The 15,961-nt window shown below is 61.8% G+C and carries 13 protein-coding genes; 2 read left to right on the top strand and 11 right to left on the bottom strand.

The window, feature by feature from the left end:
• Window positions 1-79: 79 nt before the first annotated feature.
• From J3A71_RS16580 to J3A71_RS16540, 9 genes are read right to left on the bottom strand one after another with little or no spacing between them, the layout of a single operon-like run.
• On the bottom strand, window positions 80-511 hold the full coding sequence (locus J3A71_RS16580) for a hypothetical protein (protein WP_209953034.1): 432 nt from the start codon (window positions 509-511) through the stop codon (window positions 80-82).
• A complete protein-coding gene (locus J3A71_RS16575) occupies window positions 511-1,857 on the bottom strand; it encodes a hypothetical protein (protein ID WP_209953032.1) in 1,347 nt (448 codons plus the stop codon). The genes J3A71_RS16580 and J3A71_RS16575 overlap by 1 nt, the downstream gene beginning before the upstream one ends.
• Before the next feature lie 33 nt (window positions 1,858-1,890).
• On the bottom strand, window positions 1,891-2,835 hold the full coding sequence (locus J3A71_RS16570; RefSeq protein ID WP_209953030.1) for a hypothetical protein: 945 nt from the start codon (window positions 2,833-2,835) through the stop codon (window positions 1,891-1,893).
• Window positions 2,832-3,338, bottom strand: coding sequence for a hypothetical protein (locus tag J3A71_RS16565; RefSeq protein WP_209953028.1), 507 nt, complete (start codon window positions 3,336-3,338; stop codon window positions 2,832-2,834). Before J3A71_RS16565 ends, J3A71_RS16570 begins: the two co-directional genes overlap by 4 nt.
• Window positions 3,331-3,573, bottom strand: a complete 243-nt coding sequence (locus J3A71_RS16560; protein WP_209953025.1) for a hypothetical protein — start codon at window positions 3,571-3,573, stop codon at window positions 3,331-3,333. The genes J3A71_RS16565 and J3A71_RS16560 overlap by 8 nt, the downstream gene beginning before the upstream one ends.
• On the bottom strand, window positions 3,570-6,914 hold the full coding sequence (locus tag J3A71_RS16555) for a hypothetical protein (RefSeq protein WP_209953023.1): 3,345 nt from the start codon (window positions 6,912-6,914) through the stop codon (window positions 3,570-3,572). The genes J3A71_RS16560 and J3A71_RS16555 overlap by 4 nt, the downstream gene beginning before the upstream one ends.
• 6 nt (window positions 6,915-6,920) lie before the next feature.
• Window positions 6,921-7,862: a hypothetical protein gene (locus J3A71_RS16550; RefSeq protein ID WP_209953021.1), complete on the bottom strand. Its 942-nt coding sequence runs from the start codon at window positions 7,860-7,862 to the stop codon at window positions 6,921-6,923.
• A gap of 24 nt (window positions 7,863-7,886) precedes the next feature.
• Window positions 7,887-8,039 carry a hypothetical protein gene (locus J3A71_RS16545; protein ID WP_209953020.1) on the bottom strand — a complete coding sequence of 51 codons (153 nt, stop codon included), beginning with the start codon at window positions 8,037-8,039 and terminating at the stop codon, window positions 7,887-7,889.
• A complete protein-coding gene (locus J3A71_RS16540) occupies window positions 8,036-8,380 on the bottom strand; it encodes a hypothetical protein (RefSeq protein ID WP_209953018.1) in 345 nt (114 codons plus the stop codon). Before J3A71_RS16540 ends, J3A71_RS16545 begins: the two co-directional genes overlap by 4 nt.
• 521 nt (window positions 8,381-8,901) lie before the next feature.
• Between J3A71_RS16540 and J3A71_RS16535 the strand changes: the two genes are divergently transcribed.
• The gene (locus J3A71_RS16535) at window positions 8,902-9,447 is read left to right on the top strand and encodes a recombinase family protein (RefSeq protein ID WP_209953015.1); all 546 of its coding nucleotides are present in this window, start codon (window positions 8,902-8,904) and stop codon (window positions 9,445-9,447) included.
• 442 nt (window positions 9,448-9,889) lie between these two features.
• On the opposite strand, the gene J3A71_RS16530 is transcribed toward J3A71_RS16535, so the two are convergent.
• Window positions 9,890-11,242, bottom strand: a complete 1,353-nt coding sequence (locus J3A71_RS16530; protein ID WP_209953013.1) for a site-specific integrase — start codon at window positions 11,240-11,242, stop codon at window positions 9,890-9,892.
• Window positions 11,243-11,395: 153 nt separating this feature from the next.
• Between J3A71_RS16530 and J3A71_RS16525 the strand changes: the two genes are divergently transcribed.
• Window positions 11,396-12,715: a PAS domain-containing methyl-accepting chemotaxis protein gene (locus tag J3A71_RS16525; RefSeq protein WP_209953011.1), complete on the top strand. Its 1,320-nt coding sequence runs from the start codon at window positions 11,396-11,398 to the stop codon at window positions 12,713-12,715.
• Here the strand turns inward: J3A71_RS16525 and J3A71_RS16520 are convergent.
• Window positions 12,690-15,959: a transporter substrate-binding domain-containing protein gene (locus J3A71_RS16520; RefSeq protein WP_096426028.1), complete on the bottom strand. Its 3,270-nt coding sequence runs from the start codon at window positions 15,957-15,959 to the stop codon at window positions 12,690-12,692. The genes J3A71_RS16525 and J3A71_RS16520 overlap by 26 nt on opposite strands.
• Between the last annotated feature and the right edge of the window lie 2 nt (window positions 15,960-15,961).

The following is a 15,961-nucleotide window of genomic DNA, read 5'->3' as shown; positions in this document are numbered from 1 at the left end:
CTCAGTGCCGGGACCGTCCTCAACATCTCGTCTCAGACGACAGAGCATCTGGCAGATCTTGGTTTCGCGTGACGCATTGTCACCAACCTGCGGTGCTGGCCCCATGGTCCACCCCCCTCACACAATACGTTTGCCGTTCATCCCAGCCCATGCGTTTCAAAAGGCCCCGGCGCATGTAGGCTGAAAAATGGCTGCAGCCCAAAGACTGTGCCCAGGCCAATAGCTGGTGCGTGATTTCGCTCCAGTTCTCCGGGTACTCACCGCTGACCATGAACAAGACCGCTTCCTTGGCCTGTGGGTAGATATGGATCTGCGTCAGCACAATGCACTGGATCGCCTTGTCTTCGACCACCAGCCACAGCTGCAGGTCGTTGGCTGCCAGCATCCGCAGAACGTCATCGGTGCCATAGCGGTGCTCGCGGGACTTATCGAGACAGTGCAGGACTAAGGGAGCGATATGCTCCCAAAGACCCGACACTGCGGCGGCCGGCACACCGACAAGCTTGGCCATCACATGAACAGGCCGTACAGGGCACCGAGGCCGGCGCCGATACCGGTGCCGATGCCCGGCGCAAACGCAGTGCCGAGTGCAGCACCCGAGGCCGCACCACCCAAGCCGCCTGCAAGTCGGCTGCCGCCGCCCGATTGGGTCGAAGTGGTCTGGCCGCCAGCCTGGCCCTGCAGCATCTGCAGGTAGTCGCTCATCATGGTGTATGGCAAGTTCTGGTTGTAGTTCCACTGGTTGACGTTGGCGTCCAGTTGGTTCTGCGCGTTCTGCTGGAACTGGTTGCCAATACCCATCTGCAGGTTCGGTGCGGTCAGGAAGCCTTGTTGCGCCGCGCTGCCGAGTAACACATTCTGCCCCAAGCCCTGCAGGCCGGTACCGTACATGCTATTGCCCAGTGCGCCAGCGTTGCCGATGGCACCCAAGCCAGCGTTTACGGTGCTACCACCGAGCTGTGCAGCCTGGCCCATGGCGCCCATGCCCATTTGTGCCAAGTTGGCACCGAGACCGCTACCGGCTTGCAGTGCCGATAGGCCTTGGCCCGCTTGTGTGGCACCGAGTTGGCCAGCGTTCGCCATGGCGTTGAGCCCCTGCGCATAGGCCGAGTTACCCATGTTCGCGGCCACATTACCTACAGCGTCCAGGTATGAGCGAGAAGCCAGACCCTCGGCGATGCCTTGGCGACTGCCGCCGAACTGACCTGCATCCTGTGCACCGGATTTCAGGCCGGGCATCACCTGCTCGTTGAACTGCTGGGTCAGCGGGTTGATGGCCGACTGCAGCGCCGACTGGAAATAGGGGTTGTTGGCCGGGTCGCCCGCTGCCTGCAGGCCACTCACGGCGTTGTTTACCCCGCTGCTGCCAGTGCCCTGCGCACCGGTACCGGCGTTGATGAGGCTTTGGGCACCGTTGGCGGCCATCGGATACCCCGAGCCCCAGGCAGCACCGCCCGTGGATTCCAGGTTGGCCATGCCCTGCTGCAGGTAACGGTCGCCGCTGGTTACCAGATTAGTGCCCAGGCCGTTCATTTGCTGCGCGGCCTGTTGTGCCTGGCTTTGGCCCCACTGGGCACCAGCGTTGGCTGCCTGGCCTTGCTGGCCGAGCGCGTTGGCGCCTTGCTGGGCAATGCCGTTCAGCTGGCCCATCGAGCCTAATGCAGCGTCGATGCCCTGCATCTGCGTCGGGTTCATCTGCTGGTAGGTGTTGCCAGGGTAGTACTGCGGACCCTGACCGGGCTGATAGAGTTGGCTCAACCGCGAATACGCGTCGAGCAAGTACGGTTGCACACCGCTCCAGGGATCGGCCTTCTGCACCGTTGTGTTGTTACCACCGCCACCGCCGCCACCACTCATATTGCACACTCCTACGGGCACACTGTGCCCTGGTCAGAACGCCGGGCGCTGGTTTGCGCCGGCTGCCATTTCGTTGAAGAACTTGTCGAAGTCCGCATTGCTCATATTTGCAATGTCCTTGGCCGATACGTTGCCGCGCTGGTCCGGTGCACGGGTAGAGCCGCTCACATCGGCCAAGGAGGTTGGCGCCTTCCTGGTTGGCTGCGTGCGACGGTGCGAGGTTTGGAAACCGTGGGCCACTGCCTGCTGGTACAAAACCGCTGCGGGGTTCACGCCCTCCCGCTGGCACTGCATTGCGAGGTGCAACATCGCGGTAGCTTGGATCTGCTGCGCCTCCAGGTCAGTGGCACCGGGGTGTGAACGGCGAATCTCAGCCTTTGCGAGTTCGTCCATGAATGCGGTGGCCTGATCGTAGTCCGGTTGGGTCTGCCGAAACTCGGCTTCTCCTTTAGTGGTGAAGTCGGCAGCCTCGACCACCTGCTGGCGGAACTGCGCTTCCTGCTGGACCTGTTGCTGGCCCTGGCGCAGGTTCTCCAGTTCCTGCGCGAACTGCGTTTTCAGACCTTCCAGATGACCTTCCGGGTCGTCAACGAAAGCAGGGATTTCCGGTTGCTGTTGCGCGGCTTGCTGCTGTGCCGAGGCCTGCTGTTGCTGTGCCTGGAGTTGCTGCAGCTGGGCTTGCATCTGTGCCAGTTGAGCCTGCGCTTGCTGGCGAGCGGCGCGTTCTTTCTGCAGGGCGCCGAGCGGCACCTGCTGCTTGCGCCCGTCCTGCTCGGGTGCGGGTTCGTCGCTGCCCTGGTCGGCGTCCTGCAGATGCTCGTCACGGCGGTCTGCGTGGTCCTGATACTGCTCGACGCTATGGGCCAGCTCGTTTGGCATAGCGTCGTCGGCGGTCACATCGTCAGCGATGCCGACCGATCCGGTCGCGGCGGCAGCAATGTCACCGAGAAAATCGGCTTGGCTCTGTTCATCGCTCATTTCGAAGCACTCCGGGTAGCACGTTTAGGTTTGGCGGGCTGGCTTGTAGCGAAGCCGTATTTCTCGGCCAGCTCATCGGCGGCGCGCTGCTCTTCTTCGGCGCGGGCACGGCGGGCAATGGCCTCGGCCAACTGCTCTTGCAACTGCGCGACCTTTTTCGCGTGGGCTGTCTTCTCCTGGAAGTTGAGCAGCTCGTTCGGTTCGAGCGGTCGGCGGGCGATCTGCTCGGGCGTCCAGCCGACGATTCCACCACGCACGGTCTGGCGCTCGGCACGCTGGATGGTCAACAAAGCGCGAAGCATTTCGCCTTCTGCTGCGGTAGCGCTGCGGGTCTCGACGCGGCTAGGTGGCGCGGTTGGCACCAACCGGCTGATGTCGACTTTCGGGGCATCGATGTGCACAACGAAACCATCTGCAGCGGCCTCGATGCGGGCGCGCTTGAAGTCGACGGCTGCAAGCGTGGCGTCGTTCCTCAGCTGCAAAAGTTGGGCGCGGTCAAACATGGCTATCTCCTTTGACGGTGGCGAGCGCAGCGGTCAGGGCTGCGATTTCGTTCTCACGCTGGCCTGCGAACCCTGCTTCCTGCGTGGCGCGAGCCAGTTTGAAACGTGCGGCGTTAAGCGCCTGCTCGGCCTGTGCTAGCTGTGGTCCAAGCATTTCGTATGCGCGGCACAGTCGGCTGAAATTGTCCTGCGCCTCGGCCACAGCGGCCTTGGCTTGTTCGATATCGGTGGTCATCGCTGCACCTCGGTTTGGTCAACGGAGTTTTTGAGGCGGTCCAGCGCAGTACGCTTACCGCTGGTAACGAGCGGAATCCCAGCCATACGCACAGCAGCGCGAGCCTTCGCCGCCATCTTTTCCAGGGCATCGCGCCTCTGGTCGTCGCTCAGTCGCGACCAGCCCGGCGAGCGCATGAGCCGCTGTGCACCACGATGTGTCATCCGCCCGGCCAGCTGCGCCAGTTCGTGATGCTGCTCGCTTGGGATTTCGATTTTCTTCCCGTTGAGTGTCAGCGACTTCTGGAAGGTGGTGGGCGACCAGCCGATGCGGCCGGCTTCGGTGCGTACCGGGTCGGTGGTTTCCTGCGACTGCGCGATAGGGGCGCCGATGGAGAACGGTCCACCTGGGTACTGACGGTTCGGCACAGGTTCGCCAAAGGCATCGAGCTTGGCTGGCAGGCCAGTGCGCAGGCCTGGTACCCGATACTTGATCGCATCAAACATCGAGTCACCTTCACGGGCGAACGGATCGTTCTCGCTGGCGATGTTCGACAGCAGTGTGAGGGGCTGCGCCATCGTGCCGGCCATCTGCCGGGTGTACCACTCGCCATTGCGCTTCGGGTCCTGCATGAATTCAACGAAGTTGGAAAGGCCTTGCATGTAAGTTTTATTGATAGTGTTGTTGACCAGCGACCCGAGCACATTGGCAGCTATGTCGGCGGCATCCTTGTGCTGGTAGTCCATGGTCGTCATGTCGGCAGCCAGGCCAAGCCACATCGAGAACGGATCGAGGCGGCTGTATTCGTGGTACTTGTCCCCCACCTTGATCGAGTACGGGCGCCAACCGGTAGCCAGCAGCGCCTGCTTCTCCTTCTTGTCGTCAGGGCCTGCGCCAGTGAGGTAACCGGCCTGGGCCAGCATGCCAGTGCCGACCATGACGCCAGTGCCCCACAAGATGCGCGCAATGGCCCGTTCCTGCTTGGTACCACCCTCCATCAGATCCGCCCGGACATCTGCAAAGAGTGGGGCTGCTGGCGTGCGCTTGAGGCCGAACTTCACGATGTTCGCCGGGGTGCGCACGAAGGGCACAATCAGGTTAAGCCATGGGGCTTTGGCCTTGACGCGCATGATAGCGTCCGCGAATGCGCCGGCCTTGTTGTTGAACGTGTTGGTGCGGGCGTGCTCGCCAGCTCTTTCGATCATTTGCGCAGTGGGGCTTTGCACAAGCTGGTCGATGCGCTGGCTGAACTTCATGTCGGCGGGCAGCTGGCCTTGGCGCTTTTCGACCAACGCCTGCTGGCGGGCCAGGGTGCGCAGTTCGGCTTCATAGTTCAACGTAGCGAACCATGCATCCTCGGCACCGAGGGCGCGGTATGGAAGGCTGGCCAGCCGGTCGGCTGCAAAGCCAGCAGTGCCAAGCACACCTGGCTGGCGTGGGGTGTTGTTCAGGCCCTGGCTATTGTCCTGCTTGGCCTGGCCACCCAGTACTGCCGACTCGCCAGTGCGGAAGGCGTCGGCGGCTGCCGAGCCGGCTTTCGACATACCACGGGTCATCCCGACCAGCAGATCTACAGGTTCAGCGAAAACGGTCTGCCCGGATTTGCCACCCGTAGCGAGGCGCTTGACGCCGCCGATGCCGGCCGCAATGCCACGCTCAATGACTTCGTTACCAAGCGTGGCGGTGTTACTGACGATGTTCACCGCATGGGTGCGCACGCCGCTAAGTAGAGCTGCCCGGTAGTAGTAGCCGAACAAGCGCTGCATCTTGCCTTCGGGCTGGCCGACCAGCTTCGCCAGGTTCTGCACGCCACCAGTCTGCACTGCTTTGCCGATGGCAGTGGCCAGGTCGTCGGCGCCTTGTACGCCGCCGATGCCTTCAAGGATGCGTTGCGCTTCATTGATGTTTTGCACCTGGCGCCGTTGCGCTGCAAGCGCTCGGCCACTCTCGGCGCGTGCGCCCATCAGCTCACCGAACACCATTTTCAGGTCGCCCAGGTCTTGCACAAAGGAGGCCTTTTCCAGGTCGCTGGCCTGGCCGCTGGCGATGCGTTGTTGCTGCTCCATCACCGTCTTGAGCCGGTCGCTTACCAGATCGGTGCCAGCAATAATCTGCTGGGCATTCCAGGCCTGGCCGATCCTCCGGCTAAAGGCTTGAGCCTGGGCACCGTCGAGGCCGATCAGGTTGGCCAGCCGGCGTTGTTCGTCCATGGTCACAACACCACGGCGGCGGGCTTCAATATCCGCCTCGGCGGGACGCAGCAGGTCGAGCGACTTAGTACGTTGTTCGCCCTGAACGCCAAGGTTGTCGAGTAACGGCGCCACGTCCTGGCTACCAGCGAACGGCGTTTTCGGCAAAGGTTGTGGGACCGGCTCGGGAGCTGTCTGTGGCGCGATCTGCTCGGGCACAGGGGTTGCCATGGCTTCGGCTTGTGGCGCAGCGACAGGGGCCGCTGGTTGCTCTGGCGCTCGCCCCAGGACGCCGCCCAGTACAGAACCCATGGCCGCGTTCACCATCGCGTCTTGCGCGTTGAACGGGGTCTGCATGCTGGCCGGTACCGCCGCGTTGCGTACTTGCCGCGAAGCTTCACCGGTCAGGGCGCCGATGGGGGCACCGGTGGCCAGACGTGTTGCTAGATTGCCGGGCAGGTTGGGAGGGATAATACCCATGGCCACGTCACCCGCGCCTGCAGCAATGGCGGCTTTCAGGCCTTGAGAGATGCTGCCGGTTTCGGCGGTCACGTCGTGGCCCGTGTTAATGGCGTCGGTCGCGGCAGGTACTGCCATGGTCTTGGCAGCTTGCCCGAGTTGAGCGGCCACGCCTGGCAGCGGTGACGTAGGCGTTGCGACGGGAAGTGCAGCTGTAGCGCGGGATAACCCTCCAGTCGCCAGCATCGCCAAAAGGTTACCGCCGAACCCACCACCCGCGTTCATCAGCTTGTTGCCGAACGATGCGTCGGGCGCAGGGGCCAGCGAGTCAGCGCGCTGTTGCAGCGGGTTCAGCACATGTTCACGTAGGGCGTTTTGTGCCTGGTACGGATCATCGTCGGTGAAGATTCCACGCACGGTGTCATAGGTATGCGCGGCCGGGACACCGAAGACACGGCCAGCAGCCAGGCCCATCTGATCCACGGAACGTGCGGCACCTCGGTACAGCTCCATGGGGTCTAGTCCCTGTGGGGCGGCAGACTGCTGTGCGGGTGCGGGCGGCAGATCGTTATCGAGGGCGTCACCAAAGGCCGACAGCGGATCGCCGAACGCACTTACCTGCGGCTGCGCTGGCGCCGCCTGCGGTTGTTTCGCTGGAGTGCCAGGTAACGCTGGGGCGTCATCGAGAGCATCGCCAAAGGCGGAAATGGCCATTCCACGTTAACCTCGCTTAGTGGCGGTCTTGCCGCTCACAGGGTCGATGTACTGAGTGCCGGGCGGCAGCGCGTCGTACTCGGCCTTGGTCATCGGTGTAGCGATCTTTGGCTGGCCTGGCACGCGCGCGCCAGCCGTCGCTGCTTCCAGCGCAGGATTGGCCATGCCGCCACCGCTCGCTGCCATTGGCAGGACGCCGACCGGCTGCTGGGGGTGTGGTGCATAGCTTTGCAGGCTACCGGTACCGGGCAACGCTTCGGCGGCAGTTGGGCCATTGCCCAGGATTTCGTCGACAGCGGCGTCAGCACCGGCTGCGTCAGCCTTGGGTTTGCGGCCGGGGCTGTACTGGGCGAACGGTTCGCCGTAGGGCTCGTACTGCCCGGTCGCCGGGTTGAGCACATTACGCTGCATCATGCCGTTACCCAGTGGCTGGTCCAGTACCTGGCGCTGGGTGGGCATCCGTGGGCCGGACGATCCGCCACCACCTTGATGCGCCTGGCGGGTATCGAACTGGCTTTGCTGTTGGGAAAGCTGCGCTTGACGGTGGGCGCTCAGGTTGTCCGCAGCGTTGGCGCGCAGCACATCGTCGACCCCCAGGCCTTGCGCGGCCAGCATGCGGGCCAGCGGGCCCATCTGTGCCTGAACATCGGGGTCTTGGAACGCTGCACGCTGGCGGTCGTCCGCGTCGGCCTTGCGTTGCGCGTTCTGCTGCTGCAGTGCGAGCTGGTCGGCCTGCATCTGCGCCATTTGCGAGCGGTACTGCTGCAAGGCCTGGCTGCGCTGCTGCTCCTGGAACATCTGTGCAGCACCCAGTCCAGCTTCGCCCACTGCCTGGCTGGAACTGCCTTGCCGACCACGGGACATCAAAGCCAGCCCAAGCTGCAGGCGGGGGTCATTCAGCAGATTGCCCACGTTTTCCTGATTGAAAAGGCCTGCAAAGCTGGCCATGGTCGTTCTCCTGCAGGCTGGTGATCAGTGAACCGAGTCAGTGCCCGGCACCAGCGGCGAGCGGCACAGAGCGTCAACGAGTTTCAGCATTTGCACGTGCACTTGATCAGCCTTGCGCTGTGCGGGCGTGTCGACTGGCGGTGTGGCTGGCATGGCGAGGGCGGTTTCAAAGTTCATGGCTGCAGCTCCAGGTTCGGTTCGGAAAAGACGCGGACCAGTTCGACCTGGCCGGTAACTGGGTCGACAGAGCCGGCACGGAATCCAGCGGTACGGCGGTTGGATTTGCGCTGGGCAGCGATGGCGATACGAAGGCGACATTCCGCTTCGGTCAAATGGTTAGTCAGGCTCCAGGCGAAGTCGGCCAGTTCATCGAGCGGCACAACGTGCTCGGGTCGGCCTTGCTTGCCAGTGCGCAGTGGCACAGCTGGCGGCAAGTCACCGGGGTGCAGATTGTTGGGGAGAACGCCGAGCAGGGCCGCGATTTGCGTCAGGCTGGCATTGGCGGTTTGGCTGGGCATGGTTTTCTCCCCCGAGATTTCCCATGAGTTCGATGGTAATTCGGTATCAGCGGGATAGCACGCATGTGTCGACGGGCGGTACTTTACGAATTTGACAATGTAGAGTATATGCGGCGTCTCCGCGTAACTTGATTCACACGCTTATTGGCACAGGGTTATGAGTGGAGAATTAATCTAACTTGCTGAATTTTCGGGAAATTTTTCTTGGGGAATTTGTTTACACGCTTATGGATTTTTGGGAAGCCGGGTCGACCGTCACCCCCTATATGTATTTGTTTTGCGTTTGAAAAAGACGGGTGCCACCGGGTACGGGTCGATGATTTCCGCCCCATGTCCCTTTTTCCCGGCGATCCGGCACAGCCAGCGGCGGGCGGCGAGTCCTGCCAGCTAACCTGTGTTCACAAGTACACTCATGACCACATGTCGGAATGAACACAGTTGCCTGCGTTTCAGGCTTGCTGTTCGGTGGGTTTGCGCCGATGCTGTCCATGTCTAGACCTATGAATACAGAGGTGAACACCATGGACATCGGTTACATCCGGGTCAGCTCGACCGACCAGAACACCGCTCGCCAGCTCGACGGCGTTAAGCTCGACGAAGTGTTCACTGACAAGGTGAGCGGTGGCACCGTGCAGCGCCCACAGCTCGCCGCCCTGCGTCGATCTCTGCGCGCTGGTGATACCCTACATGTGCACAGCATTGACCGTCTGGCGCGCTCCCTGAGCGATCTGCTGGCGCTGGTGGAAGAGTTCAGAACCAAAGGCGTGGTCCTGCGTTTCCACAAAGAGAATTTGACATTCACCGGCCAGGCCGACCCGATGCAGGATCTGATGCTGAGCATGATGGGCGCAGTGGCACAGTTTGAGCGGGCAATCATCCGGGAACGCCAGGCCGAGGGCATTGCCAAGGCCAAGGCGAACGGGGTCTATGTGCGCCGCGCCGAAGACAAGAGCAATGCCAAGATCCTAGAGCTGCGTGATGCTGGTATCTCGATCCGGGACATTGCGGCGAACCTGGGCATCGGTGTCAGCACAGTTCAGCGGGTTTTGAAGGCGGCGCGGGGATGATGGCTTATTAGTGGCCATGATGGCGCGGCGTGATGAGGTGTAGTGAACCTCACTACAAAAGGTCACTACAGGCTGATGGCTCTAGCACAGCTGTTTCAGGGCGTGTAGTAAGGTTTTGGGAATGTAGTAATGTTTTGCCATAGCGTCTTGGTAGTAGCAATAGCTAACCCTATAGCTACTACAGCCTTTCTCTCTCTCTCTTCTAATACTATTAAAAACATTACTACATTACTACATTCCCCTAAAACCACTGTGCTAGAGCCTTCAGCGTGTAGTGACCATTGTAGCGATGTGCGCCATTGTAGTTAACTACACCCCTCTTTTTATTCCACCCTGTGCTTAAAATTTAAGTTTTATGCAAATCTAAACTATGCACTTAAATCCAGCGATATCAGAAACGCGAAATCAAAATATCCCAGTGCCATCATTCGTCGAGTCCGAATCACAGTGGCAGCGCGCTCGTGGAGGTAGCCAAAGCCCGCTCCGCGTCATCCTTGGAAACTCCGTTCACCGCCTTCCAGTACAGCCCTTCGATGTAGTTCGCCCAGCGCTGCATGGCCTCGCGCCGTTGGGGCAGGAGTCGTAGACGCTGGTAAGTGGCACCTAGGCTACCCGGCATCCTGTGCCCCAACTGCAGTTCCAGCAAGAGCGGGTCAATTTCCAGCACCTCTTCACCCAGGGATCGGAACGTCGACCGGAAACCGTGGCCGGTGATGGCGCCTACCGGATAGTCGAGGTCAGATCGCAGGCGGCGCAGCAGCGTTTCGCTGGCCAGAGGCCGGCCGAATGTGCCAACCGACGGGAATACCCAGTCAGGAGTGTCGGGGGCCTCATCGTCCGATGTACGGCCGAAGGGGGAGGCGTTGACAGCTGCGCGCTTGTTCACGGTGAGGCTGTAGTCGCGTATCCCGTTCAGCTGTGCCAGGGCCTGGGTTGGGAGAGGCACAGTGTGTATCTGTCCGGTCTTTGGCACCTGGTACGTCCATTCGGCAGCGTCGAGGTCAATCTGGCTCCAGCGCATGGCGCACAGCTCGCTAGGGCGGGCAGGGATCAGCAGCAACAGCCACAGTGCCGAGATCGCGCAGTCGTTGCCGCTGTTGCCCAGTTTGTCCAGGCGCCGGATGTAGTCGAGCAGGTCGTCTTCCTTGATCAGGGCGGCGTGGTGTTTGGTCTTGGGCTTGGCGTCGAGCAGTCCTTCACGACCCACGGCAATGTTCTGTGGCACCAGATCGTGGTCCATGGCGTGCGCAAGGATCTTGCTCAGCAGGCGCAAGGATTCGCGCTGCATGGTGGGGGAGTCCTCGATGCGTCCGAGGATCGCCCGGATATGCCTGACGGCAATGTCCTTGACATGCAGGTTACCGAGCACCGGTAGCAGGTGGTTCTTTAGCACACCTTGCCGGCCGGCGATGGTCTTGGGCTTGAGGTGTGCATGACGGGCCATCCACTGCTCGGCCAGCTTGGCAAAGGTCCAGGCCGCCTTAGCGCGTTCTTCCTCGCGGCGGGCGTCACGGGCCTGTTTTGGGTGTACGCCGCGGGCCACGTCTTCACGCGCCACCTCTGCCTGCTGGCGGGCGTCCTCTAGCGATACGTCAGGGTAGGCGCCGATGGAGTAGAGGATTTCTTTGCCGTGCAGGAAGCACTTCAGCCGCCAAAGTTGCGAAGTGGCGCTAACCTGCAAATGCAGGCCTGTGATGCTGCCTTCGGAGAATTTTCCGGTGCCGCCTGACTTGATGATTTTGGCGATGTTGTCAGGACTGTCCGCATGAAGGCGTTCGTCTGAGGATCTGGACATTGGAAGGTAGCCGCATGGGGTATTCGATATCCCGAAGGATATCCCGGTGGGCTGCTTGCATTCAATGAAAAATGGGGATATTTTGGTTTCACGATGATGGTGAAGCCGAGCAAATACAGGAGTTTTCCAGTGTTTAGCTTAAATCTAAGACAGATGCTCGACTCCCATCGCAAATCCGATTTGGTTGAGATCCAGCGCACTCACCAGGCCTTGAGCGGCACGCAAGCCAAATTGGCGGCGATCAGCCGTTCGATGGCGATGATCGAGTTCGCCCCGGATGGCACCATCCTCGATGCCAACGAGCGTTTCTGCCAGGCCATGGGCTATAGCGCCGACGAACTGCGTGGCAAGCATCACCGGGTGTTTTGCGAGCCGGGCTACGCGCAAAGTGCCGAGTACCAACAATTGTGGCGCGAATTGGGCCAAGGCAAGGCCATCAGCGGTACATTCGAACGCCTCGACAAGGCCGGCCGTGAGGTCTGGCTGGAGGCCAGTTACATGCCGGTGCTGGATGAGCACCGCCAAGTCACCAGTGTGATCAAGGTGGCAGCGGACATCAGCCAGCGGGTGGTGCTGGAGCACGAGAGCGAGAGCCTGCTCAAGGCCATCAGCCGCTCCATGGCGGTGATCGAGTTCACCCCGCAAGGCCGCGTGATCAAGGCCAACCAGAACTTCCTCGATACCATGGGCTATCGCCTGGACGAGGTAGTCGGCCGCCATCACGGGCTGTTTTGCCTGCCGCAGGAGCGCGAGTCGGCTGAGTACCGCGAGTTCTGGGCATCGCTCAACCGCGGCGAGTACCATTCGCACCGCTTCGAGCGCATCAACAAGCAGGGCCAGATGGTCTATCTGGAGGCCTCTTACAACCCGATATTCGACAGCAAGGGCCGCTTGTACAAAGTGGTGAAGTTCGCCAGTGACATCACCCGCCAGGTCAGCACGCAGCAAACCGCCGCCGATGCCGCCCATGCCAGTTCCATGCAGACCGATGCCTGCGCGCGCAAGGGCACCGAGGTGGTACAGCAGACGGTGCAGGTAATCGAGCAGATTTCCCATGAGCTGAACGACGCTGCCCGCAGCATCGACGCGGTCAGCAAGCAATCGGATGTAATCGGTCAGATCGTGCTGACCATACGTGGAATTGCCGACCAGACCAACCTGTTGGCCCTGAATGCGGCCATCGAGGCGGCCCGCGCCGGTGAGCACGGGCGAGGTTTTGCCGTGGTAGCCGACGAGGTGCGCAACCTGGCGGCGCGGACCAGCAAGGCAACCCTGGAAATCGTCGACGTTGTACGGCAGAACCACGACCTGTCACTGCTGGCGGTGGCCAGCATGCAATCGAGTTTGACCCGCACCGGTCATGGGGTTGCGCTGGCCAATGAGGCCGGTACGGTGATCATGGAAATCCAGCAGGGCTCACGGCACGTGGTGGATGCGATCAGCCAGATCAGCTCGACGTTGCAATTGCATTGAGCGCATCCTTCAGTTCGTTCAGCAGGGCCTGCAGGCTGATTTGCAGCCGTTCACGTTCGACAGCCGTTGGCAGGCCCCGCGCATGAGCGTTCTCGATGGCTTCGCAATCCTTCACCACGCCGCGCACCCTGATCATCTTCGCGCCACCCTTGATTCGGTGAGCCAGGGTACGCACGTCCTCATCGGCGGCCCCGGGCGCCAGCGCCCGCAAGGCGGTCAGGTCCTCGCCAACGCTGATTGACAGCTGTTCCAGCAGATGACGCGTCAGTTGCTTGTCGTCCTGGGTGAGGTGGCGCAACTCAGCCAGGTTGAAGCCGCTACTGTGCAGTGGCGTTTCTTGGGCGCCGCGGGCCTGGGGGAGATGGGCCTTGAGTGTGTGCAGGCCGATCGGCTTGAACAGGCACTCGTCCATGCCGCTGGCCAGGCAACGGTCACGCTCTTCGGCCTGGGCATTGGCAGTCACGCCGAGGATCTGGCACGCCGGCAGGTCGCGTTCGGCTTCAAGGCTGCGAATGCGACGGGTGAGTTCGTGGCCGTCCATGACCGGCATGCTGCAATCGGTGATCACCAGGTCGAAACGCGCTGCCTGCCAGCGCTCCAGGGCAATCTGGCCGTTGTCTGCCAAGGTCACGTGATGGCCCAAGGTGTGCAGTTGCCGCTCCAGCAATAGAAGGTTGGCCGGGTAGTCGTCGACAACCAGGATTTCCAACGGGCCAGTGCTGCGTTCCGCTACCGGGTCCAGTTGCTGTGCGGGCTTTGGTGCTGGGCAGGTTGGCAATTGCAGGCTGACCTGTACCTTGGTGCCAACGCCTTCGACGCTTTGCAGGCTCAAGCTGCCACCCATCAGTTCGGCAAAGGTGCGGCTGATGACCAATCCCAGGCCCGCCCCTTGGTGGGTTCGCGGGCCGTCAGCCTGAACGAAGGCGTGGAACAGCCGGGCCTGATCAAGCGGGCTGATGCCGATGCCGGTGTCGCGCACAGACAGTTCAACTGGCAGGCGGCTTTGCCCATCGGCTGGGGGCGTCAGCAAGCTGGCCTGCACCTCGCCGCGGTCGGTGAATTTGATGGCGTTGCTGATCAGGTTGGACAGGATCTGTTTGAGTCGCAGCGGGTCTGCCAGCACCCAGACCGGTCCGGCAGGCAGCTCAGCGTGCAGAAGCAAGCCCTTGGCCCTGGCGTTGCCCTCGAAAACCCGCACGGTAGCGCGTACCAGTTCGACCAGGTTTGTGGGCACCGGTTGCAGGGTGATGTGCCCGGACTCGATGCGGGAAATGTCCAGAATATCGCCAATCAGTTCAAGCAGGCCGATGGCCGAGTCATGGGCAGTCTGCAGGGTCTGGGCGTCGCAACGGCCCTCGCGGCTGTCTTCCAGGGCCAACTCCAGCAGGCCGATCACGGCATTCATCGGGGTGCGGATTTCATGGCTCATGGTGGCCAGGAAGGTACTTTTGGTTTGACTGGCCTGTTCGGCGTCGTCCTTTGCCTGACGCAGCTGTTCGAGCAGGCCTCGGCTCAGGGCCAGCTGAGCTTGCAGGGCGTGTTGGGCCTCGGTGCGCTGATTGATCAGTTTGCGCAGGTAGCTGTTCCAGAACACCACGCCTGCCAGCAGCAGGGCCGACAACACCAGTACCTGCAAGGCCAGTGTGCGGTAATCGCGCCAAGCGCTGTCGCTGACCAGGGTGCTGGTGCGCCAGCGATTGGCCAGCTGGTCGAGCTCTTCGGGTGGAATGCTCAGCAGCGCCTTGTCGAGAATGGCCTGGAGCTGCGGCTGGTCCGCAGCCACGGCGAAGGCCGCAATGGCCGGGTCTTCATCCAGTACGCTGGCGATGCGCAAGCGGCCCTTGAAAACATGGCTGATGTAGTAGGCGGCATTGATGTGGCTGGCAAGGGCCACATCGGCAGCCCCGCCGGCCAGGGCCTCCATGAGGCCGAGCGGGTTGTCCACTTCGACCAGCCTGGCTTGCGGATAGCGCTGTTGCAGCAGTGCCCTCTGCGGCGAGCCGCGTACCAAAGCGATGCGCTGGCCATCCAGCGTTTTGGTTTGTGCGGGGTAAGTGCTGTCGCTGCGCGTAACCAGTACGCGTGGGCTGACCAGGTAGGGGCGGGTATAGCGCAGCTGTTTCGAGCGCTCCGCGCCGTAGCCCAGGGCGCCGATCATGTGTGCATCGCCGCGGACCAGGCGCTCGACCATCGCCTGCGCCGAATCGCTTTCGACCGGGCGGAACTGTAGCCCGGTACGCAATGAAATCTGTTTCAGCAGGTCAAGGGTGATGCCGGTTGGGCGGTGTTCGGCGTCGTTGAACGTCAATGGCGCCAGCGAAGTGTTGACCAATACATCGATGTAGGGGTGGGCTGCGATCCAGGCTTTTTCTTCGCTGCTCAAGTCAGTGAGGTGGCGCTGCAACAGCAGGCTGGTGTTGCCACTGCTCCAGCGGCGCAGGATGTTAAGGCGCTCGCTTTCGCTTATGCGGGCCAGCGCCATGTCGACCAGCCGATGCAAGCGAGGGTTGTCGCTGGCCAAGGCAAATGCAAATGCGCCAGCCGGAACCTGACAGAAGTGGTCGATTCTCAGCGTGCCTTGATAGTTCTTGCCAATCGTGAAGTCGGTGCTGATGGCATCGCCCAGGTACGCATCGGCCTCGCCCAGATCGACGGCTGCCAACCCGGCAAGGGTCGAGCGGTACAAGCTTAACTGCGCTTTTGGATACAGACCGCGTACGGTGCTGGCCGGCAGGTAGTGATCGACCATGGCCAGGCGCAAGCCGGCGAGGTCGGGTTGGTTCTTCAGGCTGCTCCCCTCGCGTGTGACGATGACCGGCAGGTCGTCTGCATACGGCGTGCTCAGTTCAAGCTCGGCATCTGCCGCCTCGAAGGCATTGGAGCTGCCCAGAAGGTCAATACTGCCCTCCCGCAACGCGGCGATGGCTTCGTGGCGGCTATCGAATCGGCGCACCTCGACGTGTATGCCCAGCAGTTCGGCAATGATACCTGCGTAGTCTGCACTGATCCCTTCGTAGTCCTGTTGGCTGGCGTTCAATTCGAACGGTGGATAGTCGGGCCGCGAACTGCCTAGCACCAGGTATTGACGTCGCTGCAGCCAGGCCCGGTCTTCGCTGGACAGTTGCAGTGGGGCTGCTGCGCTGACAGAGCGCGCCAGCAGTTGCCGAGCTTCGCTGCGGGCCAGCAGCGCGGTGGGGGCGGCCAGGCCGATGGCCAGGAGCATGCACGCCAGCAGGCGCTTCATGG

It is taken from the genome of Pseudomonas sp. PvP089 (assembly GCF_017875165.1).
In the GTDB taxonomy this organism is placed as follows: Bacteria; Pseudomonadota; Gammaproteobacteria; order Pseudomonadales; family Pseudomonadaceae; genus Aquipseudomonas; species Aquipseudomonas fortuita.
This window is presented reverse-complemented; position numbering and strand designations above follow the sequence as displayed.

Excerpts from the sequence above, each read along its gene's own strand:
- J3A71_RS16550 (WP_209953021.1), bottom strand. The coding sequence starts at position 7,862 with ATGGCCAGCTTTGCAGGCCTTTTCAATCAGGAAAACGTGGGCAATCTG.
- J3A71_RS16565 (WP_209953028.1), bottom strand. The coding sequence starts at position 3,338 with ATGTTTGACCGCGCCCAACTTTTGCAGCTGAGGAACGACGCCACGCTT.
- J3A71_RS16525 (WP_209953011.1), top strand. The coding sequence starts at position 11,396 with ATGCTCGACTCCCATCGCAAATCCGATTTGGTTGAGATCCAGCGCACT.
- J3A71_RS16535 (WP_209953015.1), top strand. The coding sequence starts at position 8,902 with ATGGACATCGGTTACATCCGGGTCAGCTCGACCGACCAGAACACCGCT.
- J3A71_RS16540 (WP_209953018.1), bottom strand. The coding sequence starts at position 8,380 with ATGCCCAGCCAAACCGCCAATGCCAGCCTGACGCAAATCGCGGCCCTG.
- J3A71_RS16560 (WP_209953025.1), bottom strand. The coding sequence starts at position 3,573 with ATGACCACCGATATCGAACAAGCCAAGGCCGCTGTGGCCGAGGCGCAG.
- J3A71_RS16555 (WP_209953023.1), bottom strand. The coding sequence starts at position 6,914 with ATGGCCATTTCCGCCTTTGGCGATGCTCTCGATGACGCCCCAGCGTTA.
- J3A71_RS16530 (WP_209953013.1), bottom strand. The coding sequence starts at position 11,242 with ATGTCCAGATCCTCAGACGAACGCCTTCATGCGGACAGTCCTGACAAC.
- J3A71_RS16575 (WP_209953032.1), bottom strand. The coding sequence starts at position 1,857 with ATGAGTGGTGGCGGCGGTGGCGGTGGTAACAACACAACGGTGCAGAAG.
- J3A71_RS16520 (WP_096426028.1), bottom strand. The coding sequence starts at position 15,959 with ATGAAGCGCCTGCTGGCGTGCATGCTCCTGGCCATCGGCCTGGCCGCC.
- J3A71_RS16545 (WP_209953020.1), bottom strand. The coding sequence starts at position 8,039 with ATGAACTTTGAAACCGCCCTCGCCATGCCAGCCACACCGCCAGTCGAC.
- J3A71_RS16580 (WP_209953034.1), bottom strand. The coding sequence starts at position 511 with ATGGCCAAGCTTGTCGGTGTGCCGGCCGCCGCAGTGTCGGGTCTTTGG.
- J3A71_RS16570 (WP_209953030.1), bottom strand. The coding sequence starts at position 2,835 with ATGAGCGATGAACAGAGCCAAGCCGATTTTCTCGGTGACATTGCTGCC.